Origin of the sequence: Microbulbifer sp., assembly GCF_051659245.1 — a bacterium.
Classification (GTDB): Bacteria; Pseudomonadota; Gammaproteobacteria; order Pseudomonadales; family Cellvibrionaceae; genus Microbulbifer.
The window spans coordinates 1-21,463 of sequence record NZ_JBOFOC010000058.1 but is presented as its reverse complement, the minus strand read 5'-3'; the positions used below and the strand labels follow the sequence as shown (position 1 = coordinate 21,463).

22 protein-coding genes are annotated in these 21,463 nt (G+C 57.7%); 4 read left to right on the top strand and 18 right to left on the bottom strand.

What is annotated here, in order from left to right; translation table 11 throughout:
• Nucleotides 1-4: 4 nt before the first annotated feature.
• The 15 genes from ACRC0P_RS05710 to ACRC0P_RS05640 form a co-directional block, all read right to left on the bottom strand.
• Nucleotides 5-1,150, bottom strand: a complete 1,146-nt coding sequence (locus ACRC0P_RS05710; RefSeq protein WP_438628820.1) for an HsdM family class I SAM-dependent methyltransferase — start codon at nucleotides 1,148-1,150, stop codon at nucleotides 5-7.
• Between the two features lie 69 nt (nucleotides 1,151-1,219).
• Nucleotides 1,220-1,561 (bottom strand): type I restriction-modification system subunit M N-terminal domain-containing protein, encoded by a 342-nt coding sequence (locus ACRC0P_RS05705; protein WP_438628819.1) that lies wholly within the window; start codon nucleotides 1,559-1,561, stop codon nucleotides 1,220-1,222.
• Nucleotides 1,562-1,616: 55 nt separating this feature from the next.
• Nucleotides 1,617-1,793 carry a hypothetical protein gene (locus ACRC0P_RS05700; RefSeq protein WP_438628818.1) on the bottom strand — a complete coding sequence of 59 codons (177 nt, stop codon included), beginning with the start codon at nucleotides 1,791-1,793 and terminating at the stop codon, nucleotides 1,617-1,619.
• Nucleotides 1,790-2,038, bottom strand: a complete 249-nt coding sequence (locus tag ACRC0P_RS05695) for a hypothetical protein (RefSeq protein WP_438628817.1) — start codon at nucleotides 2,036-2,038, stop codon at nucleotides 1,790-1,792. Before ACRC0P_RS05695 ends, ACRC0P_RS05700 begins: the two co-directional genes overlap by 4 nt.
• Nucleotides 2,039-2,126: 88 nt before the next feature.
• Entirely contained in the window at nucleotides 2,127-3,662 is a 1,536-nt protein-coding gene (locus ACRC0P_RS05690) for a Fic family protein (protein ID WP_438628816.1), read from the bottom strand.
• Entirely contained in the window at nucleotides 3,659-6,073 is a 2,415-nt protein-coding gene (locus tag ACRC0P_RS05685) for an AAA family ATPase (RefSeq protein ID WP_438628815.1), read from the bottom strand. The genes ACRC0P_RS05690 and ACRC0P_RS05685 overlap by 4 nt, the downstream gene beginning before the upstream one ends.
• On the bottom strand, nucleotides 6,066-7,514 hold the full coding sequence (locus ACRC0P_RS05680; RefSeq protein WP_438628814.1) for a restriction endonuclease subunit S: 1,449 nt from the start codon (nucleotides 7,512-7,514) through the stop codon (nucleotides 6,066-6,068). Before ACRC0P_RS05680 ends, ACRC0P_RS05685 begins: the two co-directional genes overlap by 8 nt.
• The gene (locus ACRC0P_RS05675) at nucleotides 7,511-10,312 is read right to left on the bottom strand and encodes a type I restriction endonuclease subunit R (protein WP_438628813.1); all 2,802 of its coding nucleotides are present in this window, start codon (nucleotides 10,310-10,312) and stop codon (nucleotides 7,511-7,513) included. Before ACRC0P_RS05675 ends, ACRC0P_RS05680 begins: the two co-directional genes overlap by 4 nt.
• A gap of 97 nt (nucleotides 10,313-10,409) precedes the next feature.
• On the bottom strand, nucleotides 10,410-10,898 hold the full coding sequence (locus tag ACRC0P_RS05670) for a GNAT family N-acetyltransferase (RefSeq protein ID WP_438628812.1): 489 nt from the start codon (nucleotides 10,896-10,898) through the stop codon (nucleotides 10,410-10,412).
• On the bottom strand, nucleotides 10,895-11,173 hold the full coding sequence (locus ACRC0P_RS05665) for a DUF1778 domain-containing protein (protein WP_438628811.1): 279 nt from the start codon (nucleotides 11,171-11,173) through the stop codon (nucleotides 10,895-10,897). The genes ACRC0P_RS05670 and ACRC0P_RS05665 overlap by 4 nt, the downstream gene beginning before the upstream one ends.
• Before the next feature lie 80 nt (nucleotides 11,174-11,253).
• Nucleotides 11,254-11,976 carry a uracil-DNA glycosylase gene (gene ung / locus ACRC0P_RS05660; protein WP_438628810.1) on the bottom strand — a complete coding sequence of 241 codons (723 nt, stop codon included), beginning with the start codon at nucleotides 11,974-11,976 and terminating at the stop codon, nucleotides 11,254-11,256.
• Between the two features lie 150 nt (nucleotides 11,977-12,126).
• Nucleotides 12,127-12,714 (bottom strand): uracil-DNA glycosylase family protein, encoded by a 588-nt coding sequence (locus tag ACRC0P_RS05655; RefSeq protein ID WP_438628809.1) that lies wholly within the window; start codon nucleotides 12,712-12,714, stop codon nucleotides 12,127-12,129.
• 9 nt (nucleotides 12,715-12,723) lie between these two features.
• Complete coding sequence (locus ACRC0P_RS05650; protein WP_438628808.1) at nucleotides 12,724-13,695, bottom strand: esterase-like activity of phytase family protein; 972 nt, start codon at nucleotides 13,693-13,695, stop codon at nucleotides 12,724-12,726.
• Nucleotides 13,696-13,709: 14 nt separating this feature from the next.
• Nucleotides 13,710-14,192, bottom strand: a complete 483-nt coding sequence (locus tag ACRC0P_RS05645; protein ID WP_438628807.1) for a YajQ family cyclic di-GMP-binding protein — start codon at nucleotides 14,190-14,192, stop codon at nucleotides 13,710-13,712.
• Nucleotides 14,193-14,207: 15 nt separating this feature from the next.
• Nucleotides 14,208-14,744, bottom strand: a complete 537-nt coding sequence (locus ACRC0P_RS05640) for a YaeQ family protein (protein WP_438628806.1) — start codon at nucleotides 14,742-14,744, stop codon at nucleotides 14,208-14,210.
• Nucleotides 14,745-14,825: 81 nt separating this feature from the next.
• Here ACRC0P_RS05640 and ACRC0P_RS05635 point away from each other — a divergent pair, with 81 nt between their 5' ends.
• The 4 genes from ACRC0P_RS05635 to ACRC0P_RS05620 are packed head-to-tail and all read left to right on the top strand — an operon-like array spanning nucleotide 14,826 to nucleotide 17,289.
• Nucleotides 14,826-15,086 carry a hypothetical protein gene (locus ACRC0P_RS05635; RefSeq protein WP_438628805.1) on the top strand — a complete coding sequence of 87 codons (261 nt, stop codon included), beginning with the start codon at nucleotides 14,826-14,828 and terminating at the stop codon, nucleotides 15,084-15,086.
• A 4-nt stretch (nucleotides 15,087-15,090) separates the two neighbouring features.
• Complete coding sequence (locus ACRC0P_RS05630; protein ID WP_438628804.1) at nucleotides 15,091-15,834, top strand: TPM domain-containing protein; 744 nt, start codon at nucleotides 15,091-15,093, stop codon at nucleotides 15,832-15,834.
• Nucleotides 15,834-16,445: a TPM domain-containing protein gene (locus ACRC0P_RS05625; RefSeq protein WP_438628803.1), complete on the top strand. Its 612-nt coding sequence runs from the start codon at nucleotides 15,834-15,836 to the stop codon at nucleotides 16,443-16,445. The genes ACRC0P_RS05630 and ACRC0P_RS05625 overlap by 1 nt, the downstream gene beginning before the upstream one ends.
• A gap of 4 nt (nucleotides 16,446-16,449) precedes the next feature.
• Nucleotides 16,450-17,289, top strand: coding sequence for a PDZ domain-containing protein (locus ACRC0P_RS05620; RefSeq protein WP_438628802.1), 840 nt, complete (start codon nucleotides 16,450-16,452; stop codon nucleotides 17,287-17,289).
• Nucleotides 17,290-17,332: 43 nt separating this feature from the next.
• Here the strand turns inward: ACRC0P_RS05620 and ACRC0P_RS05615 are convergent, their stop codons facing one another.
• The 3 genes from ACRC0P_RS05615 to prfB all read right to left on the bottom strand — a co-directional run bounded on the left by ACRC0P_RS05615 (nucleotide 17,333) and on the right by prfB (nucleotide 21,052).
• The gene (locus tag ACRC0P_RS05615) at nucleotides 17,333-17,971 is read right to left on the bottom strand and encodes a hypothetical protein (protein WP_438628801.1); all 639 of its coding nucleotides are present in this window, start codon (nucleotides 17,969-17,971) and stop codon (nucleotides 17,333-17,335) included.
• Nucleotides 17,972-18,351: 380 nt separating this feature from the next.
• Nucleotides 18,352-19,839: a lysine--tRNA ligase gene (gene lysS, locus ACRC0P_RS05610; RefSeq protein ID WP_438628800.1), complete on the bottom strand. Its 1,488-nt coding sequence runs from the start codon at nucleotides 19,837-19,839 to the stop codon at nucleotides 18,352-18,354.
• Between the two features lie 117 nt (nucleotides 19,840-19,956).
• A protein-coding gene (gene prfB, locus ACRC0P_RS05605) for a peptide chain release factor 2 (RefSeq protein ID WP_438628799.1) occupies nucleotides 19,957-21,052 on the bottom strand; the annotation gives its coding sequence in 2 pieces (ribosomal slippage) (nucleotides 19,957-20,979 and nucleotides 20,981-21,052; 1,095 coding nt in all).
• Nucleotides 21,053-21,463: the final 411 nt, after the last annotated feature.

Below are 21,463 nucleotides of genomic sequence, written 5' to 3'. Positions count from 1 at the left end.
CTTCTCACCCCTGCAACTGTCCCAAAACCTCCCGAAAACTGTTGAGCCCCGCCTCCAGGTTCTCAATGATTTCCTCCGCCAGCTCATTCGGTTCCGGCAGGTTATCCAAATCAGTCAGGCTCTTGTCCTTCAGCCAGAAAACATCCAGACTCGCCTTGTCGCGGGCAATCAATTCCTCATAGCTGAAGCTGCGCCAACGCCCATCCGGCTTTTTCTCCGGGTGCCAGGTCGCCCTGCGCCGGTTGCGGTTCTCCGGCTTATAGCACTGGATGAAATCCTCCAAATGCTCAAAGCGCAGCGGCTTTTTCTTCAGGGTGTGATGAATATTGGTACGGTAGTCATAGAACCATACCTTCTTCGTCCACGGCTTGGGGCTGGCCTCGCGATTATCGAAGAACAGCACATTGGCCTTGACCCCATGGGCATAGAAGATGCCAGTGGGCAGACGCAGGATAGTGTGAAGGTCGGTGGTTTCCAGCAACTTGCGGCGAACGGTCTCACCGGCGCCACCCTCGAACAGCACATTGTCCGGCACCACCACCGCGGCCCTGCCGGTGGTTTTCAGCATGGAGCGGATATGCTGCACGAAATTGAGCTGCTTGTTTGAAGTGGTGGCCCAGAAGTCCTGGCGGTTATAGGTGAGGTCGTCGGTTTCCTGCTCGCCTTCCTCGTTGGTGAAGCTCATAGAGCTTTTCTTGCCGAACGGAGGATTCGCCAGCACATAATCCACCGTTTCGGATGGCGGCGCCACCAGAGCATCGTTGGGCGACACCGCGCCCTCGCCGTCGATCTCGCCGATGTTATGCAGGAACATATTCATCAGACACAGGCGGCGGGTGTTGGCGACAATCTCGTTGCCGGCAAAGGTATCGTGCTTGAGAAAGGCCTTCTGCTTTCTGTCCAGCTTGTGGTTTTCCAGCAGGAAATCATAAGCAGCCAGGAAGAAACCGCCGGTGCCGCAAGCCGGGTCGGCAATGGTCTTGCCCGGCTCCGGGCGCACACACTCCACCATGGCCCGGATCAGGGCGCGGGGCGTGAAGTACTGCCCGGCGCCGGACTTGGTATCCTCGGCATTGCGCTCCAACAACCCTTCGTAGATATCGCCTTTGACATCGGCCCCCATCACCAGCCACTGGGTGCTGTCGATCATCTCGATCAGCCGAGCCAGCTTGGCCGGGTCCTGACAAATTTGTCTGGAACAAATTTGGACAGCCGAAGGCTACCCGAAGGGGGCAGACCAGGGATGGTCTGCATCAATCTTGTTCTGGGCCTTGGTGAACACCTGCCCCAGCAGCCCCTTCTTTTTGCCCAGCGCCATCAGCAGCTCGACGTAATGCACCTCCAGCTCGGCACCCTTCTTGTTCTTCAGGGTTGTCCAGGCGTACTTCTTCGGGATACCCACCTCTCGCTCGTAGGGCTTCTTGGCGTACTCATCCGCCATTTTCAGGAAGATCAGGTAGGTGAGCTGCTCCAGATAGTCTCCATAGCCCACACCATCGTCGCGCAGGGTGGTGCAGAAACTCCAGACTTTGGAAATGATCGGGGCACTTGCGGGGCTCATTCGGGGTCCTTACTGCTTGCGGGCAAGCCACTGCCTGCCCTTATCGGTTAATCGGTTACTGTCTTTGACCAGGGGCATCATCACCCACCGCCACAGGCTTCCCGTTCTGCCAGATCACGGCGTATTGACCCAACCGCCTTTTCTTTTCCAGCGCCTGGGAAACTGCCCGTTGCAATGACTCAAGCATTAATTGACCTTCTTTGGAAAGAGCGCCATTCTTCGATTCTTTCACTGTCCCGCCTCGTCAAGTAATTTTTGAAAATAATCATCATTGATGATTTTTCGATTTTCGCTCTGCTGATCGAAAACCGGTGTAGGTGCATCACCGTCATTCATGAAACAAATACAGTAGTCCACACGATGACTAAAAAGATTTAGCAGATTATACAGGCTGCGAGGAAATCGGCGCTCAATGTCTTTGGGCGGAATATTGTGGCCGCCATGTGCGACCCGCTCGGCCACCCGCATTTTTGACATTTCCACACCGGGAAGCGCCAGGTAAATAGGACTTATTCATCATCGCCCTCAAAGACCGGCGCCTCGGCATTTATGTACGCGTCAGTTCTCACTTCTGCCTCTCTTGAAGCCATGCCTTGCCTTTGCCAGTGAGTCGGTATTTCTGGAGACGGCTTCGCGGCTTATCGGGGATAGTCATTTCAATGAACCCCTCATCCAGCGCCGGGCGCAGATAGGCTTCGCGGAAATGATCTTCGTGTTTAAGCGCCAGTGCTGCCTGAATTTCCGTGCGTTTCATCTCCCCTTCCATCACACCCAGCAGCCTTTCGACTTCCCCGGTGACTTCCCCGGTGACTTCCCCGGTGACTTCGGGGGTGACTTCTCCGGCAAACCCCTCATGTACCGGCAAGCGAATCAGGAATGAGCTGCGCTCATCGTCGCTTTCAAACACCGGCGCGGGCGAGCCATTGGCCCGCATGACCCGCAGAATCTTGGGGATGCCGGTGGAGCGGCCCTCGGTGAGATCCAGCTCCTTCAGGAACTCGCCAATGCGGCGGTTGCGGTAGCGGCGGCTGACGGCGCGGCCCGCCTGCAAATCCTCCATGCGGATGGAGCGGTCCGGGCCGGGGAAGCTCAGCACCATCAGCTCCTCCGGGGTGATGCGCACCTCTATCGGCTCGCGGATTTCATAGGAGCGGTGATATACCGCATTCACTACCGCCTCTTCAATGGCCGCCAGCGGATAGTTCCAGAAACGCTCGGCCTGGGGTCGGTCCGGGTGCTTGATGACAGTTTCCTTCAGGTAATTGCGGGCGATGTAATCCACCGCATCGCGGGCAATGCGCCCCAGCGGGCCGCGAAACTCCTTTTCCTCGAAACGGTCACCGCCCGGCCCATCGGGGAAATACACCACATCAATCTGGGTGGCCGGGAAGAACTGCTCAGGGTGCTCGTTGAAGAACAGCAGCCCCACGTTCTTCGGGAAGGCCATCTCCGCCGGGCCACCGACCACATTCATGCGCCGCCCCAGCGCCTCGGTATCGAGGGTTGCGGCCTCGGCGGTCAACTCACTGCCGATCTCCTGCAGAAACTCGCGCATCAGGTGGGGAGATAAATCCGTGAGGCTAGCACCCTGCCGGTAACGGTCATCAAAAGGCACCGTCGCCGCCAGCGACAACAGCTCCCGCTCATCCGCCCCCTTGGCGCGCACCGTGCTGGTATGCTTGCGCAGGTAGAACGCCCAATCCGATTTCTTGTCGCCCAGGCGGATTCTGGCCTTGTAGGGCCGAGTTTCACCGCCCGGCACCCACAGCACCAGAATCAGTTTGCCCTGCACCTCATAAGTGGCGGTGAGCGGATGATATGGCGGTTGTATGGCCGCATTGCCCAGGTTCAGCAGCTCCTTCTGGATGCTATCAATCTGCGCTGGCTGCAAACCCGCGGGCGGCAGCACTGGCTGGCCATCCTGCTCCCCCACGCCCACCACCACATAGCCGCCGCCCAGATTGTGGAAATCATTGGCGAAGGCGCAGATGCCGTGCAGCACTGCCTCCGGGTTCCAGCCTGTCTTGTATTCCACCCGTTCACTTTCGATGGTGCGGTGGCGAAGCAGGGAATCGAGGTTGATGGGGAGTTTGGGAGTCATGCCTGTGCCTCGGCTTCTGTAGCTTCACCAATGCTTTTAAGCAAGGCCGAGAATTGATCGCCGTCCTGTTTCAACCTCTCAATGATTTGTCGGGCAGAGGTCAACATTTCAGGCACCTCTACAGGGGTTGCTCCTCTTTCAAATACTCCAGAGAGGTGGGAATACTCGTTATTGATTCGATCTGTCAGAACAGCAGGAATTCTTTCATCACCAAAGAACCGTGTAAGCGTCTCCTCCGTCATTCCTTGGTCTGGATACCGGTAATACAAGTATATTTCCAGAAATTTTCTTGCATTATTTCCGAAATTATAGAAATTTTCGAAATTTGAGTCGTCTACAGTATTTATTTGTGCGCACTTATGGATTTGATGGAATAGATAATTGAACTCAGTCACATATTCCCGCAGGTAACTCGGCATAATTTTTATTGAAGAGTAATTGTGGCTTCTCTCCACAACCAAGTGGCGGTAAGATTTCTTATCTTCACGCTTTCTCTCGTCTCTAAAAGATCCTGGTAACCGTTTCAGATATTTTAAGAAATCCAAATTGTGAGTTGAAATAAATAGTTGTGAATACGATTTTTTTGAGACCACTTCTTGATTGATTAGACTATAAACAAAGAATACATGGTTTGAATCAAGTGACGATATAGGATCATCAATCCATATAATTGGCTTGGTGTCTTTTGTATCAATATCATCAAGCTTTGCCAGGAAATAGCAAAATGCTAACAGACTGCATTCTCCTTCACTTAGATGATAGGCTTTTTTACCATCACGCTTTACTTCAAACTTTATTTTTCCTCCAGACTCTTCTGAAGCGGGGTCGTCAATAGCTTCAAGCGAAAGGAATTGATGGCCAAAAAAATTATTCAGGTATTCATTAACCTTTATCGCACCTTTTTCTTCATCGTTGAGTTGCCTCTTCTTTTCAGCGATAAGATCTTCTTTTTGAGAAATTTCACCTCTAATGTACTTGCTATTTTGCTCTGCCTCATCAAGCGCTGTTTTCTTCTGATCAATATCAGAAACCTGGGCCTGATACCCAATAGTTATCAGATACCTTGATATCTCATCCAGACGTAAAGCTGTCTTTGCCTCTGATTGCTTTGCGCTTAGCGATCCCGTAAACTCTTCAGATTCACTGCGAATTACTTCATAATCCCGCCAAGCACTTTCCAGCGCAATTGAAGCATCTTTTGGTTGCTGAAAAGCTTGTGGTACAAGGAGATCGTCTTTTCTGGTCTTTAGTTGAGAAACCAGCGAATCAAGAGAGGTGGAATACCCATCTATAGATTTTTTGAGGTCTTCACTTACAGCATCTAGCCTTTCATGGAAGGCCGAGTAAAATTGTGATTTATTGATTAATAAGGCAGAAGTTATTGATTTCTTTTCACCCTCAATCTTTTGGATTAATGCATCAATATCTTGCTCAAGTTTGCTGGATTCCTCATCAAAATGTTTTTCCAGCTTTCCCCAACGATCCTCAGTAATGTGATTCCCGCAGAAGGCACAATTGTCACGCTTTCCTTTGTGATGCGCTCTACCCTCACTCACCCAGCGATTCAGGATTGCATCTTTAACCAAATCGTCGATTTTGTTGGATTCGCTGATTTTTCTTCCGACAAGCAGCTCCACCTCTTTGATAAATGCCTCTAAATGAAGACTCGGGCTATGAAATTCAGAAGCAGGCTGAAGCGTCTTCTCAGCAATCAACCTCTCATACTGTGCTAATTGAGTATCGGTTGGTGATGCATAGTTTTCGCTCAAGACGTTGTCTATATCATTCTTAAGTTTCTGGATGTTGTAATTCTGATCTCCAAACCGGTCGGCTTTATATTTGACACCAATTTGCCTATCTGTCGCCTTATCCGAGAGTTGCTTATTCAGGGAATCGTCTGCTTTTTTATGCTCACCTTTGGCTTTCTTGTACTCTTCTCTAGCCTCAATAAGTTTGGCATACAGGGCTGCTTCTTTTCCATCTTCGTTCGACCCAATCTCCTTCTCTAGAGCTTCAATTTCTTGCTCTATTTTATTGTTATCTTCGCCAAAGATGGCAAAAGGCTCGATGCTGCCATCCGGGTCAATAATGAAGCGAATGTTTTCCCGAACGAAATCTTCATTAAAGACACGAATTTTCTTTCCATGTTGGGTTAGGCTGCTTTGCGTGACCTCCGAACCATCAGCAAGGGAGACTGAAAAGGAAGGGAATTCGTATTTATCGGATAGCACCCCGGTTTCCATGCCTCGCACTATGCGTGACAGGGTTGTTTTCCCGGAGTAGTTTCTACCGTAGATAACATTGATAGACTTGAAATCGAGGGCGTTTCCGTCTTTGTCACAAACCTCCTTGTCCCATTCAAATTCCTGGAATACTGCCAAGTTATCTATGGTTCTAAACTTTCTAATCATGACACTCCTTTGCGAGCTGACCGGAGAAAGCTTTTTTCAGGATAGATTGGCGAAGGGCTTCGGACTTCTTGATCTGAGCATCAATTTCTTTCTCCATAGCTTCCGTTCCTGAAAGCGAAGCTTCTAGCGATTTAATCACTTCTTTCTGTTCATTCAGAGAGCACAATGGAAACTGAATCTTGTTTAGTCCCGCTCCTGTCAGATGTTTGATGGTGGTTCCAGTGAAGTTCTTTACTACTCGCTCCAGTGGAGTGGCGTAGACCATGTAATAGAAAGCAAACTTGAAATCGTATGATTCGGTAAATCTTACTCGATGAAGGGCTTTCTGTATGAATACTGTCTCGTTACCCTTCCAGATAGCACATCGTCCTGGTTCTCCACCTTCACAGATCACCAAATCCCCCTCAACTAATGAATAGCGACTCACCTCCGACTCTTCAACCCTCATCGATTTAAGGTCAAATAGATCAAACTCACCCCAGCGGACATTGATGTTTCCAAGGTATGGCCGCTCTATCCCGGTATTCTTCTGTTTGTCCAGCATTTTCCCTAGAACACTCTCCTGTGCAAGACTACCAAGCTCTATAACAGCCCAGTTATCTGGAACTTGAATCTCATGCTCATCACTAGATGATGTGGTTTTGAATGCTTTTGGCTTGCCCGGCTTCTTCCCCTCCTTACCATTGCCTTCCCATGCCTTGACGGCCTGCTTCCACTCTTCAAGCTGCTGCTGGTAGCGCTGCTCGCGCTCCCGCTGGATGCGGGCGATGAGTTGCTCGGGGGGTTCCAGTTTATCGGGGTTTTGTTGGCGCCATTGTTCGGTGAGTTTGCCTTCGAAGGCGTGTTTGAGGACGGCCTGGCGGTAGGCTTTGAGTTGTTGCCGGGCGGCTTTCAGGGATTCGATGCCTTTGTCGAGTTCGGAGAAGAGGGCCTCAATTTTAGCGACAATTCGCTCTTGCTCGGGCCTGGAAGGGATAGAAATTTTCAGTCGCTTTAATAAAGGAACCTCAATACTGTGAACCGTAGTTCCAAATTTCGTACAAGTGTTAAGAATTTCACGGGCACGTGCCCGAAGCGCCCACGCAAGATATTTGGGACACACTTCTGGGGACGGAACAATCGCTTTTATATCTTGATTAACTGTGGCCGAAACCCTGGTCGTTGCAACTGGAAAAGAATGCGCCAATATTCCTGAACGAGTCACAAATAGAACTGACCCTTCAGGCAACAGCCGAACTGATGAATTTTCAACGGCTCTATCCGATATGTGGTCTTTCGTATCAACAATTTCCGGAGACTTCATATCCTTTGGGGAAACCCAAGGGATATGTCCATTCCAGAAATGAGGGTTCCCTTTACTCGGGGTTCCACCGCCTACCCATACACCCACGTCTGCAAGTGCCTTCGAGACCCAGCCAATTGGTAGACTTATATCTGTCACGCCACCAACTCCCTATTCAACTCCTCAATCACCCCATCCATCTGATCCCCAAACAACTGATACATCCGCCCCAGCCCACCCTTGCTGTCAAAGGGCGCCATTTCCAGGTCGTCGCGCTCCAGGTGGAAGGAGCTGGTGATGTGGTCGCGGATCAGGGTGAGCCAGGTCATTTGTTCCTCGTTGAATTTTTCGCCGGCGCCGCTGTGGCGCTGGAAGATCCAGCGCTTGAAGTTTTCCTTTACGGTGGCGGCGAAAGGGGTGATGGTCTGGTCGATGCCGGTGACGCGGCGGATCAGGGCGACCAGTGCGGTGAGGTCGCTGATGGGGTTGTCGCCCTGCCCTCTCTTTTCATAAAAGCCGTCCAGGTGGGCATAGGCCTGCCAGACGCGCAGGGGGGCCAGTTTGGGCCTGTCCTGTTGCAAGGCGTCGAGCAGGGTTTTGATCATGTCAAAAGTAACTTCGCTGCGGCGGGCCGGGGTCTGGAAGTAGATGGTCAGGGCTTCGATTTGGTCGCGGTGCTGGTTCAGGTAGTCGGTGAAGTCCTGCACCAAGGCCTCGGCGTTGGCCCGGGTTTCACCGGCCCATTCCGCTTTCAGCACTTCGTCCAGGTCTTCGTGGACGATGGTCTGTTCCTTTTCCCGGCGGATGGTGTCGATCAGTTCGATGAGTTCGCCGTTGAAGACTTTGGCGGCCTCCCCTACCAGTTGATCGCGGGCCTTGTCCCGGGCGTCGTCGCCGGGGTTGCTGTCCGCTGGTACCCGGGCAATTTCGCAGGCTTTCTGTTCCACTACGTCCGGGTTGATGGCGTTGAGCAGTTCGCCAACGATAAGTGTGAGGGGTTTGCCATCGGCTTTGTCACTGATTCTGGCGCGGTCTTTGTCGTCCAGTTGTTTGTCGAGGCGGGCGAGGCGGCCCGCCAGGGAGGAGACGCTGTCTTCGTCGCGGGCGGCGCCCATCATTACGCCCATGGCCAGTTCCTTGAGGGAGATGCCGGGTTTGGTGATCAGCGGCTGGCTGGCGGTTTTCAGGGATCGGGTTACGCCGATGGCATCGACGATGACGTAGTGGGTCTTGGCGCTGTTGGCGGAGGGGGTGACTTTTTTCAGGCCGTCCTTGTCCAGGGTGCGGGTGCCGCGGCCTTTCATCTGCTCGAAGTAGTTCTTGCTTTTCACGTCGCGCATAAACAACAGGCATTCCAGCGGGCGCACGTCGGTGCCGGTGGCGATCATGTCCACGGTGACGGCGATGCGCGGGTCGTAGTCGTTGCGGAACTGGTTGAGCACGGATTTTGGGTCGTCCGCATTGTGTGTGATCTTTTTGCAGAAGGCGTTGCTCTCGCCGAATTCCTCGCGCACGGTGTGGATGATGTCGTCGGCGTGACTGTCGGTTTTGGCGAAGATCAGGGTTTTGGGCACTTCCCGCCGGCCGGGGAAGATGTCCGGCAGCTTGTCCCTGAAGGTACGGATCACGGTGCGAATCTGGTCCGGGTTGACGATGTCGCGGTCGAGTTGCTTGGCGTTGTAGGCTTCATCTTCATCCTGGGTTTCCCAGCGGTGCTTGCGGGTGAGGCGTTCGCGCTTTTGTACCTGCTGGCTGGCTTCGATGACGCCGCCGCTTTGGGTCTTTTGGGTTTCGATCAGGTAGACCTCGTTGCCGACGTTGACGCCATCGGCGACGGCCTTTTCATGGTCGTATTCGCTGACCACGTTCTTTTTGAAGAAGCCGTAGGTGCGGTTGTCCGGGGTGGCGGTGAGGCCGATCAGGTAGGCGTCGAAGTATTCGATCACCTGCCGCCACAGGTTGTAGATGGAGCGGTGGCATTCGTCGATGATGATGAAGTCGAAGAATTCCGGGGGGATCTTTTCGTTGTACACCACCGGCAGGGGTTCTTTTTTCAAACCTTTCTTTTCCGCCGGGTTGTCTTCTTCGGTGGCTTCATCCAGTTCTTCGCCTTTGAGCAGCGAGTACATGCGCTGGATGGTGCTGATGCATACCTGGCTGTCGCTGGCGACATAGGATGACTTGAGCCGCTGCACGGTGTATAGCTCGGTGAATTTGCGGTTATCGTCATTGGGCAGGTAGGCCATGAATTCCTGCTCGGCCTGTTCCCCCAGGTTTTTGGTGTCCACCAGGAACAGGATGCGCTTGGCTTTGGCGTATTTGAGCAGGCGGTAGGCGGCGGTGATGGCGGTGTAGGTTTTGCCGGAGCCAGTGGCCATTTGTACCAGGGCGCGGGGTTTGTCGTCCTTGAAGGAGGCTTCCAGGTTGTTGATGGCTTTGATCTGGCAGTCGCGCAGGCCGTCGGTGTTGAGTGGTGGCAGCTTTTTCAACCCTTCGCGCAGGGTGCCTTGGTTGTCCTCAAGGCGCTCGTGCCAGCGGGCCAGTTCTTCCGGGCGGGGGAAGTGGAAGATTTCCCGCGAGCGCGGGGCCGGGTCGCGGCCATTGGTGAAGCGGGTGATGGCGCCAGTGCTCTGGTAGATGAACGGCAGGGGTTCCCGGTTGTTGATCCACTTGAGCCTGGCGTTGGCGTAACCCTCGGCCTGCTCTTCAGCACCGGTGATCTTGTGGCCCCAGTCTTCCGGCTTGGCCTCGATCACGCCTACGGCCTGGCCTTCGACGAACAGCACATAGTCCGCCGGCCCCACGTCGGTCTGGTATTCGCGCACGGCTACCCCGGCACCGGCATGGGGGTTGAGCTGGTTCTTGTTCTGCACCAGCCAACCGGCCTGCCCGAGCTGGCGGTCTATGCGGTCGCGGGCGTGCTGTTCCGGGTTCTGGTTGGGGGATTGTGTGGCCATGTAACCGGCATTCTTGTGACGTTTTTCTCAAACAGCCGCTTAGCCTAAGGCAGGGTTGCCGATGGCGCAACAAGGTACTGCGCTACCCCATGAGCCGCTAAAGTGCCGCTTGCAGGTCTTTCAGCGTGATCATTAGCAGCATGGGGTCCAGCGGTGAGGGGTCAAAACCGACGGCCAGGTAAAAGGCCCTGGCCTCTCCTGAAATTGCGTGTACGATCAAGCCGCGTATGCCGATGGCTTCCGCCGCCTGAAGCACCCGCAGAGCCGCATCCCTTACCAGTGCCCTGCCCCAGCCCTTTCCCTGCTGGGAAACGTCCACGGCTAGGCGCCCCAAAACAACCATTGGCACCGGATCGGGCATATTGCGCCGGAATCTGCCCGGGGCGGTGTTTGCGGCAACGGCACTGGAAGTCAGGGCGTAGTAGGCGAGCACCCGTTGTTCATCAGCGACCACGAAGGTGCGCGAAGCGCCGCTTTTCTGGTTGTTCAGGGCGCGCTTCCTGAGCCATTGATCCAGATTCGGGACTCCCGAGTCGAAGGCGTCCAGCAGATGGTGCGCTGTCAGTGGCTCGGGGCCTGTGATCACTGCTCTTCCCAGGGCGGCTTTGTCTGCAGGGTTTTGCGCAGTCTCTCGTTGGGTTGAGCCGGGCGGTCCAGCCGTTCCACAAACGCTTTGTAGGCGTCCGGATCGGCCAGGATAAAGGTCTGGTCCAGCAGTACCTCCTCCGCCGAGGCCCGGACCGCGTCCAGTATGAAGGCCGTGCGACTCTTGCCTTTGGCCTTGGCGGCGCGGTCGATCAGGCTCCGCTCCTCCGGCTTGATACGCAGGTTGAGTGTGTCCCGTTTGGCGGATGTGGTCATGGACGCGCCCTCGCGGATGTTCAAAACATCATAGCAGTGCGTAACGTCATCGTCATTACGAACGATTGACTGCTACAGCTTCACACTTCTATCGCCACATGATCCAACTCCTCCGCCACCGGCAGCGCCCAGTCGATGGGCTCCCTGCTATTGCTCAGCAGATAGTCATTGGCCTGGGAGAAGGGGCGGGTGCCGAAGAAGCCGCGGTGGGCGGACAGTGGCGAGGGATGTGGGGCGCGGAACACCCGGTGTTTGTTGCTATCGATAAAAGCGCCCTTCTTCTGCGCGTAGCTGCCCCACAGGATAAACACCAGGCCCTCTCGTTTCTCCGCCAGTTTGTGAATGGCGGCATCGGTAAAGTGCTCCCAGCCGCGCCCCTGGTGTGAACCCGCCCTGCCCCGCTCCACCGTGAGTGTGGCATTCAGCAGCAGCACGCCCTGTTCCGCCCAGGGCTGCAGGCAGCCGTGATCGGGTGAGTCGATCCCCAGGTCGGATTGCAATTCCTTGAAGATATTTTGCAGCGAGGGCGGTACGGGTACGCCGGGTTTTACCGAGAAACAGAGGCCGTGGGCCTGGCCGGGGCCGTGATACGGGTCCTGGCCCAGTATCACTACTTTGACCTCTTCGAATGGGGTGGAGTTGAAGGCGTTGAAAATCTGCGGGCCCGGCGGATAGACGATCTTGCCCGCGGCCTTTTCCTTTCGCAGGAACTGGCGCAGCTGTTCCATATAGGGCTTTTCGAATTCGTCTTGCAGGACGGCGTACCAGGAGGGGTGGATTTTTATATTTTCGGGGACCTGCATGTTTTTTCCTTTGAACTGTATTTGGCGCCGTCGGGCCTGCGGCCCGATTGCCGAGCTGGAGCCCTCAGCGCTCCAAAGGTACAGCTCGGCGTTCCCAGGGGAGGCATTCCCCTCTCCCCCGGCCCCTCTCCCGCAAGCGGGAGAGGGGAGTTAACGCAGTGCCTTTTTCACCCGTCGGCGCAGCTCGGGCACCACCTCTTCTTCGAACCAGGGGCGCTGGCGCAGCCATAGGGTGTTGCGGGGGCTGGGATGGGGCAGCGGTAAATAGCCCGAAGGCAGGGCATCGCGAAAGTGACGCACGTTTTCCGTAATGCTCCCGTACCAGTGGGGCAGATAGTAACGCTGTGCATACTGCCCTATCAGCAAAGTGAGTTGCAAATTCGGCAGCTGTTCCAGCAGTTTCCCGTGCCAGGCGGGCGCGCACTCCGGGCGCGGCGGCAGGTCACCGCCCTTGCCGCGGCCGGGGTAGCAGAAGCCCATGGGAATAATGGCGATGTGGGATTCGTCGTAGAAGGTCTCCCGGTCCATCGCCAGCCATTCCCGCAGGCGGTCGCCGGAGGGGTCGTTCCAGGGGGTGCCGGTGGCGTGCACGCGGGTGCCCGGCGCCTGGCCGACGATCAGCAGGCGCGCGGATTTTGCGGCGCGCACTACCGGGTTGGGGCCAAGGGGGAGCTGGTCTTCGCAGAGGCGGCAGTGGCGGACTTCTTTGAGGAGGGTTATCAGTTGTTGGCTAGCCAAAGTTTCACCTCATAAAGGCGGGCCTTCGGCCCGCTTGCGGAGCTGGAGCTCCGCGTTCCCGGGGGGGGATGCCAGGTGCAGCAGCAGCGCGCGGCGGTCGTTCGGGTCGGCGGCGCGGGCGACGTTGTTATTGTCCAGCACCACGTAGATGCCACTGGCGTCCACTGCCAGTCCCTCTCCCTTGCCGTAGCGGGTTTCCCGGTAGACGAATTGCGGGGCCTCTTCGATCGCCCGGTAGTCGATGCACCACTGCGCGCGCAGGGTTTCCAGGGAGCGCCGGCATACGGCGAAGGCGTTGCGCTCCAGGGTGAAGAGCGCACCGTCGTGGTAGGCGAGGCCGGTGAGGTCCTCGGAGCGATTCCGGAAATCCAGGCCGGCCACCGGGGGAATGGAAAAGATTGCCGGTGCGGTGTCGGCGCGCAGTCGCACCAGGCCCCGGGGTTCCCGCTCCATGGCGACCCAGAAATCGTCGCCGGCTTTTACCAGTCCCTCGCCGGCGGCGTTGGCCTTCTGCAGGTAACCGCGCTCGCGCGCCTCCGCGGCCCAGCGGTACGGCAGCCAGGCAACCGAACCATTGGCCTCCAGCCGCGCGAGGCGGTTGTAGCGCTCGCTCAGCAGGTAGGCGGTATCGCCGTCGCAGCTGATGCCCTCGAAATCCATCGCCTGGCCGTCGCGGACCAGATCCAGTAACGCCGCCATGAGGCCCGCCGCTTCCCCGTCCGGCACGTCCAGGCCTTGCAGGCGGGTGCGGGAAGCCAGCGCGGCGCCCTGCCCGGCCAAGTCCAGGGCATAGATTTCCGCGGAGTTCTTGTCGGATACCGCCAGCAGTTCGCCGCTGCAAAAGCTCAGCCCGGAAATATCCAGGCCGGCGCTGTCGTTCAGCCAGTAGCTTGCCAGCAATTGCGCGGGGTACACGGAAGCCGCCGATACGAAGGATGGCAGCAATGTCAGCAGGCCAGCCAGCAGAAGATTTCTAAGCAAAAGGATTCCAGTGATCAGTCGCGAAAGTTATTGAATTGCAGGGGCTGATCCAGTTCCTTTCCCCGCAGCATGGTCATCACCTGCTGCAGGTCGTCGCGCTTCTTGCCGGTGACACGCACCTGGTCGCCCTGGATCGCCGCCTGCACCTTGAGTTTTTCGTCCTTGATCATTTTGACGATCTTTTTTGACAGTTCCTTGTCCAGGCCGTTTTTCAGAGTGATCGCCACCTTCACCTGCTTGCCGGACTGCTCCTTCTCCCCCACCTCCATGGCCAGCGGATCGATATCGCACTTGACCAGCGCCCCGCGCAGCATGTCCACCATCTGGTCCACCTGGATATCCGCCTCGGCGCGCACCACCAGGGAAAAATCGTTCATCTCCACCTGGGCGTCCACCCCCTTGAAGTCGAAGCGGTTGGTCACCGTGCGGTTTACCTGGTCCACGGCGTTGGTAAGCTGGTGCTTGTCCACTTCGGACACTATGTCGAAGGAAGGCATATTATTCTCCGTTTCCTATTTCCAAATTTCCGGGGTGACTTCCACGCTCTGTGTATCGGAACTGAGCCAGAGCTGGCCATCCTGTATGGTCACATTCAGTTCCATATTGCGCGCCGCCATCGCCGCGATCTGTTCGCAGGCATCCGCCGGCAGGTGGTAGACACGCAAATTGTCGAAGCGCGCCAGCGCATCCCGCTGTTTTTGCCACCAGATCGGCGCGGTGCGGCGCCCGTAACTGTACACCAATACCCGCGCGGCGCGGCCGCTGGCCTTGCGCAGACGCTCTTCCGCCGGCAGACCCACCTCGACCCACAGGTCGATTTCACCACTGAGGTTCCTCAGCCACAGGTCCGCCTCATCGTCGGAGGACAGGCCGCGGGTGAATTCCAGGCCGTCCGCGGCATTGTGGGCGAAGGCCAGCAGGCGCACCATCATCCGCTCGTCGGTCTCCGAGGGGTGGCGTGCCAGGGTCAGCTGGTGTTCGCCGTAGTAGTCCCGATCCATATCGGCAACCTGCAGCCGGGCTTTGAAGATAGTCGCTTTTAATGCCATTACAGCTTCCTATAGGCTGGCGCCACTGTATCCAGGAGCCAGCTATTCTTGGGGTCTCGGGACAAAATACGGGTATCCGGTATGCGTTCAATATTCACCGCCGGCCGCCGGGCCTTGCTGGGCGCCCTGTTCGGCCTCCAGGCCCTGGGGCTCAGCGGCTGTGGCATCAATAGCGTGGCCCGGCGGGATTATATCGCCGCCGTGGAGCGCTACAACCGGGAGATACACACCTTCCTCGGGCGTATCTGGCACGCGGTCCTCTACCGGGACATGCCCCTGCGCGAGACCGTCCAGACCGCCAGTGAATACGCCGGGAAGGCACTGGAAGCGGGCTTCCGGTAACGCGATGATCGAGCGCAGCAGCCAGATCGCCCTCCTCCTGCTCGCGCTGCTCTGTGCGGCCGGGGTGTTGGCGGCAACCCAATTCCCGCTGCTCTCCGGCCGGGTAGTGGACAAGGCTGGTATCCTCAGCCGGGACGCCGCCTTCCAGCTCACCGAATTGATGCAGCAGCACGAAAAGAAGACCGGCAATCAGCTGGTGGTGGTCACAGTGCCCGACCTCCAGGGGCTCACCATCGAGGAGTATGGCTACCAGTTGGGGCGCCAGTGGAAGATCGACGAGAAGGGACGGGACAGCGGGGTTCTGCTGATCGTCGCACCCGACGAGCGCGCGGTGCGTATCGAGGTGGGCTACGGCCTGGAGGGGGCGCTGACGGACGCTCTCTCCGCGAATATCATGCACACCAAGATATTGCCGAAATTCAAAAGCGGCGATTTCGACGGCGGTGTCACCGCGGGCGTGGAGTCCATTATCTCCGCGATCCAGAATGAGTACGTGCCCGAGCCCACCGAGACCGGCGGCGACCGGCGTCTGGCGGTGTTGGTGGGCCTGTTCCTGCTGTTGGTGATGCTGCAGCTGTTCGGCACTTCGGTACTGGGAGCATCCGCCGCCAGCCGGGGATATCGCCGGGGCCGCTACGGCGGCTACTATGGCGGCGGCGGATTTGGCGGTGGTGGCATCGGCGGTGGCGTCGGCTTCAGCGGTGGTGGAGGTGGTTTCGGCGGCGGGGGTGCCTCGGGAGGATGGTGATGCTGGAAGGCCCGCAGCGGCGCAAAGTCGCCGAAGCGATCAGGGAGGTGGAATCGCGCACCGACGCGGAAGTGGTCACGGTACTCGCGCGAGAGGCGGACAACTACCTGTATATCTCCACCCTCTGGGCCGCCTTCCTTTCCCTGTTGCTGGCGCCGCTGGTGCAGTTCCTGCCCTGGTGGCTGGATTACCGCGAGGCCTTCACCCTGCAGTGGCTGCTGTTTATCGCCCTGGCGGTGCTGTTCCGCTGGCGCCCGCTGACCATGCGGCTGGTGCCGAAAAAAGTGAAATACTGGCGGGCCGCCAACCTGGCGCGGCGCCAGTTCCTGGAGCAGGAACTGCACAGTACACGCGGGCACCTGGGGCTGTTAATCTTCGTCGCCGAAGCGGAGCACTATGTGGAAATCCTCACCGACCGCGGGCTGGCCGAGCGGATCACCAACGAAAGCTGGAGTGAAATCGTGGAAAACTTCATTCGCGAGATCAAGCGCGGCAAAACCGCAGAGGCTTTTGTGCACTGCGTGGAAAAGTGCGGGGAGCTGTTGCAGGAGGTCGCTCCGGTCAGCGAGATCAAAAACAAACTGCCCAATCACCTGATTATCCTGGACTAGCGCTATGAAACTGGGAAAACCTGTTACGTTATTCACCCTCGGTACCCTACTGGCCTTCGGCGCCTACTCTATCGGCTGGAATCGGGCAGAGAGCAACGGCGGCAACGGTCGCCTGGCACAGCTGTTCAGCTCCGGCGACAACCTGGAAGACCGGGTGAAAAAACTGGAGGATTCCCTGCGGGACTCCGTTCAGATCCAGACCCGCCTGTTCGACCTGGTGGAGGACCTCAGGAGGCAGATGGAACAGGGAGAACCGGAAGGCATGGAGACCCGCACCGCCGCCACAGTGGGACATGAGGAACCTCCCCACACTCCCCATGACTCCCGTCAGGAGCGCTACCGCAAGTATCGCCAGATGCAGCGCCAGCGCCTGATCGACGCGGGCATCAACCCGGACCGGGCCGAATTCATTCTCGACAAGCAGGAGCGGTTCCAGTACGAACACATGCAGTTGACCTACGAGTACCGCCATCTGGACGACAAATCCACCGCGGAGGCAAACGCCCTGCGCGAGAAACTGGAGATCTACAGCAACCCGCGCAAAATGCTCGAACACGAGCTGAACCCACAGGAGTTCGAACTCTACCTGGAGGTCAATGGCGGGGGCCAGGAACTGCAGATAAGCAATATCGTACCGGACACGCCAGCGGCGGATAGCGGCCTGCGACCCGGGGACAAGATTGTTTCCTACAACGGCGAGCGCGTCTTCCACGCCGGTGATCTGCGTTCACAGATATACCGCGTGGACCCCGGAAAAACGGTACCGGTGGAAATACAGCGCGAAGGGAGCAGTAGTACTGAAACCATCTATGTGCCCAGCGGGCCGCTGGGGGTTCAGGGGTAAGGGGCGGCTGGCGACAGATAAATTCCACCGGCCGCCAGCTCCATTAATCCTGTTCGTCAAAGAGCCCCGGTACGTAGATCCAACCGCGATTGGTATCCGCCGAATCCAGTTTCCATGTGCGCTCCACCAGCAGCGCCCCCGGCAATACCCGCTCCGGCGTCCTATCGGCGCGCTCCTGCAAACCGGGAATAAACAGCTGGTACAGGCGCCGCGAAGCGAGATTGTTGTGCGGCTCCATGCGTACGGGACCATAGCCGTCATCTTTCGGCACTACCACCCGATTGCCCAGGCCACGATATGCCAGCAGAGGGTCCTGTACCCGGACGCGCATCAGCAAGCCCATATCGCTCCACTCCGGCGGCACACAGCACAGGTGTCGCGCAGCCATGGCCACATGTACGCCGTGGGCCTGGGCAAAGCGGGTGAGCTGCTCGAATTCAGCTTTGGCCACCCACCAACCCCCGGTCACCGCCTTGGAAAGCTCGGCACTGCCGCTGGCAAAACGGTACAGAATTGTGCCCCTGTGCAGCTCGTGCCGGGCGGGGGAAATCATGCCACCGGTCTGGGAATAGGCCAGAACTCTGCCGCGCCCGTCCACCAGTGCATTTTTAGGGCGGGTATCCGCTCCCATGGCCCACTGGCGGCTGGTCGGCTCATTGAATTCCTCGCTGTTGACAAACATAGAACATCCCTCTCCTCATTGTTACAAAAGTTTTTCCGGCAGCGGAATATTGGCTTTGGAAACTGACCGGATATCGCAGGCGGAAAATAAAAGCTCCCACAAATGCCGGTAACAACCCCAATGATTTGCGTCCAATAATACCTAAATCGCCCACCCATATGAAAAAAATAAATTCGGGTCAGAGTGAAATTTTAATACCCAGAATAAGAGGAGATTTATTCCGTTTCGACACTGTTGCAGAGTGCAACCGGCAGCACAGAAAGCCTGGACCAGATTGGCGATCCGTTCACATTCATCTGCGGTGGAAGCAAGAAAGATATCTAGGCAAGAGATCGGTGGGATCGGCCCCAATTACTGGGGCCGGGTAATAGACGATACGATTATTCCGCAGTGGTTTCCGGGCGCATATGCGGAAACAGCAACACATCGCGGATCGACGGCGAGTCTGTCAGCAGCATGACCAGGCGGTCGATACCGATGCCCTCCCCCGCTGTGGGCGGCATACCGTATTCCAGGGCGCGGATATAGTCGGCGTCGTAGTGCATGGCCTCGTCGTCGCCGGCGTCCTTTTCCGCCATCTGGGCGCGGAAGCGTTCGGCCTGGTCCTCGGCGTCGTTCAGCTCTGAGAAGCCGTTGGCGATCTCGCGGCCGCCGACGAAGAACTCGAAGCGGTCGGTGACGAAGTGGTTTTCATCGTTGCGCCGCGCCAGCGGCGACACCTCGGTGGGATACTCGGTGATAAAGGTCGGCTGGTCCAGGCGGTGCTCGACGGTCTTCTCGAAAATCTCTATCTGCACCTTGCCCAGACCCCAGCTGTCTTTCAGCGGGATTTCCAGTTTTTCCGCCACCGCGCGGGCGCTTTCCAGATTGTCGATGTCGGAGTGGCTGAGGCCGGGGTTGTAGCGCAGGATGGAATCGAACACCGACAGGCGTGCAAACGGCTTGGCAAAGTCGTAGCTGCTGCCCTGGTACTCGATCGTCGTCGTGCCCAGCACTTCGGAGCAGATGCCGCGCAGCATCTCCTCGGTCAGGTCCATCAGGTCGTTGTAGTCCGCATAGGCCTGGTAGAACTCGAGCATGGTGAACTCGGGATTGTGCCGGGTGGACAGGCCCTCGTTGCGGAAGTTGCGGTTGATCTCGTAGACCCGCTCAAAGCCGCCCACCACCAGGCGCTTCAGGTACAGCTCCGGCGCCACGCGCAGGTACATATCGATATCCAGTGCATTGTGGTGGGTGATAAACGGCCGTGCGGTGGCACCGCCGGGGATCACCTGCAGCATCGGCGTCTCCACTTCCATAAAATCGTGGCCGTTCAGGAAGCGGCGGATATAGTCGATCACCCGCGAGCGGATGCGGAAAACCTCGCGGGACTCCGGCGTGGCAATCAGGTCCACATAGCGCTGGCGGTAGCGCAGCTCCTGGTCGGCAATGCCGTGGAACTTCTCCGGCAGCGGGCGCAGGGCCTTGGTGAGCAGGGTGTACTCCTCGCAGGTCACGTAGAGATCGCCCTTGCCGGACTTGTGCAGTGCGCCCTGCACGCCGACGATATCGCCGATATCCCAGGCTCCGAAGCGCTCCTTGATATCCTTCTGCGCAGCCTTGTCCGCATATAACTGGATGCGCCCGGATACGTCCTGGATCACCATAAAGGGCCCGCGCTTGGCGAGGATGCGTCCGGCCACGCAGGCGCTCTTGCCCAGTGCTTCCAGCTCTTCCTTGGTTTTTCCGCCGAACTCATTCTGCAGATCCGCCGCCAGGTTTTCGCGGCGAAAAGCGTTCGGAAAAGCGTTGCCCTTTTCGCGCAGCGAGGACAGCTTGGCGCGGCGTTCGGCGATCAGTTTGTTTTCGTCTTGCTGGGTATCGGTCATGATGATTTGTCGATTGCGTCTTTGTGGTTGCTCCCCTCTCCCGCTTGCGGGAGAGGGGCTGGGGGAGAGGGACGGGCCTCCGGCCCGCATGCCGAGCTGGAGCTCGGCGCTCCCAGGTTACAGGCCCGCTTTTAAACTCGCTTCGATAAACTGGTCCAGGTCGCCGTCCAGAACCGTCTGGCAGTTGCTGGTCTGCACTCCGGTGCGCAGATCCTTGATGCGCTGGTCATCCAGCACGTAGGAGCGGATCTGGCTGCCCCAACCGATATCCGCCTTGCTCTCCTCCATCGCCTGCTTTTCCGCGGTGCGCTTGAGCATCTCCTGCTCGTACAGTCTGGCGCGCAACATTTTCCAGGCCTTGTCGCGGTTCTGGTGCTGGGAGCGCTCGCTCTGGCAGGCAACCACAATGCCGGATTCGATATGGGTCAGGCGCACCGCGGAGTCCGTCTTGTTCACGTGCTGGCCGCCGGCGCCGGAAGCGCGGTAGGTATCCTCGCGCACCTGGGACTTGTCCACCTCGATCTCGATATTGTCGTCGATCTCCGGCGATACGAATACGGAGGAGAAGGACGTGTGGCGGCGGTTGCCGGAATCGAACGGCGACTTGCGCACCAGACGGTGCACACCGGTCTCAGTGCGCAGCCAGCCGAAGGCGTGGTCGCCCACGAAATGAACGGTGGCACTCTTGATACCGGCCACCTCCCCCGCGGAAACCTCTTCCAGGGTGGTCTTGAAGCCGTGGGCCTCGCCCCAGCGCAAGTACATGCGCAGCAGCATCTCCGCCCAGTCCTGAGCCTCGGTGCCGCCGGAGCCGGCCTGGATATCCAAATAGGCGTTGTTGGCATCCATCTCGCCGGAAAACATACGGCGGAATTCGAGAATGCCCAACTGCTGCTGCAGGCCCTCGATCTCCGACGAGACCTCGACCACCGAGTCCTCGTCCCCTTCCTCCACCGCCATTTCCAGCAGTTCACGGCAGTCGGAAATGCCGGAATCGAGACTCTCAATGGTCTTTACCACAGTCTCCAGGGAGGAGCGCTCTCGGCCGAGTTCCTGGGCGCGGTCGGGGTTGTCCCAGACACTGGGCTCAGCCAGCTCCAGTTCGACCTCGGTCAGGCGCTCTTTCTTGCTGGCGTAGTCAAAGATACCCCCTGAGAACGTCGGTGCGCTCTTCGAGGTCTTTCAGTTGATTGAGGAGGGGATTGATTTCCATGGACTCTCGGATTCCGGACTGTGTTTAAAGCGGCGCGCATTCTACCGCAGCGCGATGGGGGGGTGCCAGTGGCTGGCCCGGGACTCGGGACTCGGGACAATTGTAGGTGGATAAGCGCCAAGCCTATGCGGATGTGCTCGGCACTTATCCGCTCTACCAGTTCGGAAAAGAATGCCGCAACTCGATGCGAAGTCCCTGGCGCCGGGGGCCGTTCGGGAAACGTTTGCCGATGAGGCTGTTGAGCGAACGGCCACCGGCACCGGGGCCGCCACTGGGCCAGGCCCCCTCCCCCAGCCCCTCCCCCGCAAGCGGGAGAGGGGAGCAAACTATCAGGGCGAAGAATGCCGCAGCCCGACACAAAGGCCCTGGTGCCGGGGGCCGTTCGGGAAACGTTTGCCGATGAGGCTGTTG

Bases quoted from the DNA above. Each gene is read 5' to 3' on its own strand.
- ACRC0P_RS05620 (WP_438628802.1), top strand. From the start codon at position 16,450: ATGAAACTGGGAAAACCTGTTACGTTATTCACCCTCGGTACCCTACTG.
- ACRC0P_RS05640 (WP_438628806.1), bottom strand. From the start codon at position 14,744: ATGGCATTAAAAGCGACTATCTTCAAAGCCCGGCTGCAGGTTGCCGAT.
- ACRC0P_RS05645 (WP_438628807.1), bottom strand. From the start codon at position 14,192: ATGCCTTCCTTCGACATAGTGTCCGAAGTGGACAAGCACCAGCTTACC.
- ACRC0P_RS05615 (WP_438628801.1), bottom strand. From the start codon at position 17,971: ATGTTTGTCAACAGCGAGGAATTCAATGAGCCGACCAGCCGCCAGTGG.
- ACRC0P_RS05630 (WP_438628804.1), top strand. From the start codon at position 15,091: ATGATCGAGCGCAGCAGCCAGATCGCCCTCCTCCTGCTCGCGCTGCTC.
- ACRC0P_RS05625 (WP_438628803.1), top strand. From the start codon at position 15,834: ATGCTGGAAGGCCCGCAGCGGCGCAAAGTCGCCGAAGCGATCAGGGAG.
- ACRC0P_RS05675 (WP_438628813.1), bottom strand. From the start codon at position 10,312: ATGGCCACACAATCCCCCAACCAGAACCCGGAACAGCACGCCCGCGAC.
- ACRC0P_RS05665 (WP_438628811.1), bottom strand. From the start codon at position 11,173: ATGACCACATCCGCCAAACGGGACACACTCAACCTGCGTATCAAGCCG.
- ACRC0P_RS05695 (WP_438628817.1), bottom strand. From the start codon at position 2,038: ATGTCAAAAATGCGGGTGGCCGAGCGGGTCGCACATGGCGGCCACAAT.
- ACRC0P_RS05685 (WP_438628815.1), bottom strand. From the start codon at position 6,073: ATGATTAGAAAGTTTAGAACCATAGATAACTTGGCAGTATTCCAGGAA.
- ung (WP_438628810.1), bottom strand. From the start codon at position 11,976: ATGCAGGTCCCCGAAAATATAAAAATCCACCCCTCCTGGTACGCCGTC.
- ACRC0P_RS05635 (WP_438628805.1), top strand. From the start codon at position 14,826: ATGCGTTCAATATTCACCGCCGGCCGCCGGGCCTTGCTGGGCGCCCTG.
- ACRC0P_RS05705 (WP_438628819.1), bottom strand. From the start codon at position 1,561: ATGAGCCCCGCAAGTGCCCCGATCATTTCCAAAGTCTGGAGTTTCTGC.
- lysS (WP_438628800.1), bottom strand. From the start codon at position 19,839: ATGACCGATACCCAGCAAGACGAAAACAAACTGATCGCCGAACGCCGC.
- ACRC0P_RS05710 (WP_438628820.1), bottom strand. From the start codon at position 1,150: ATGATCGACAGCACCCAGTGGCTGGTGATGGGGGCCGATGTCAAAGGC.
- ACRC0P_RS05690 (WP_438628816.1), bottom strand. From the start codon at position 3,662: ATGACTCCCAAACTCCCCATCAACCTCGATTCCCTGCTTCGCCACCGC.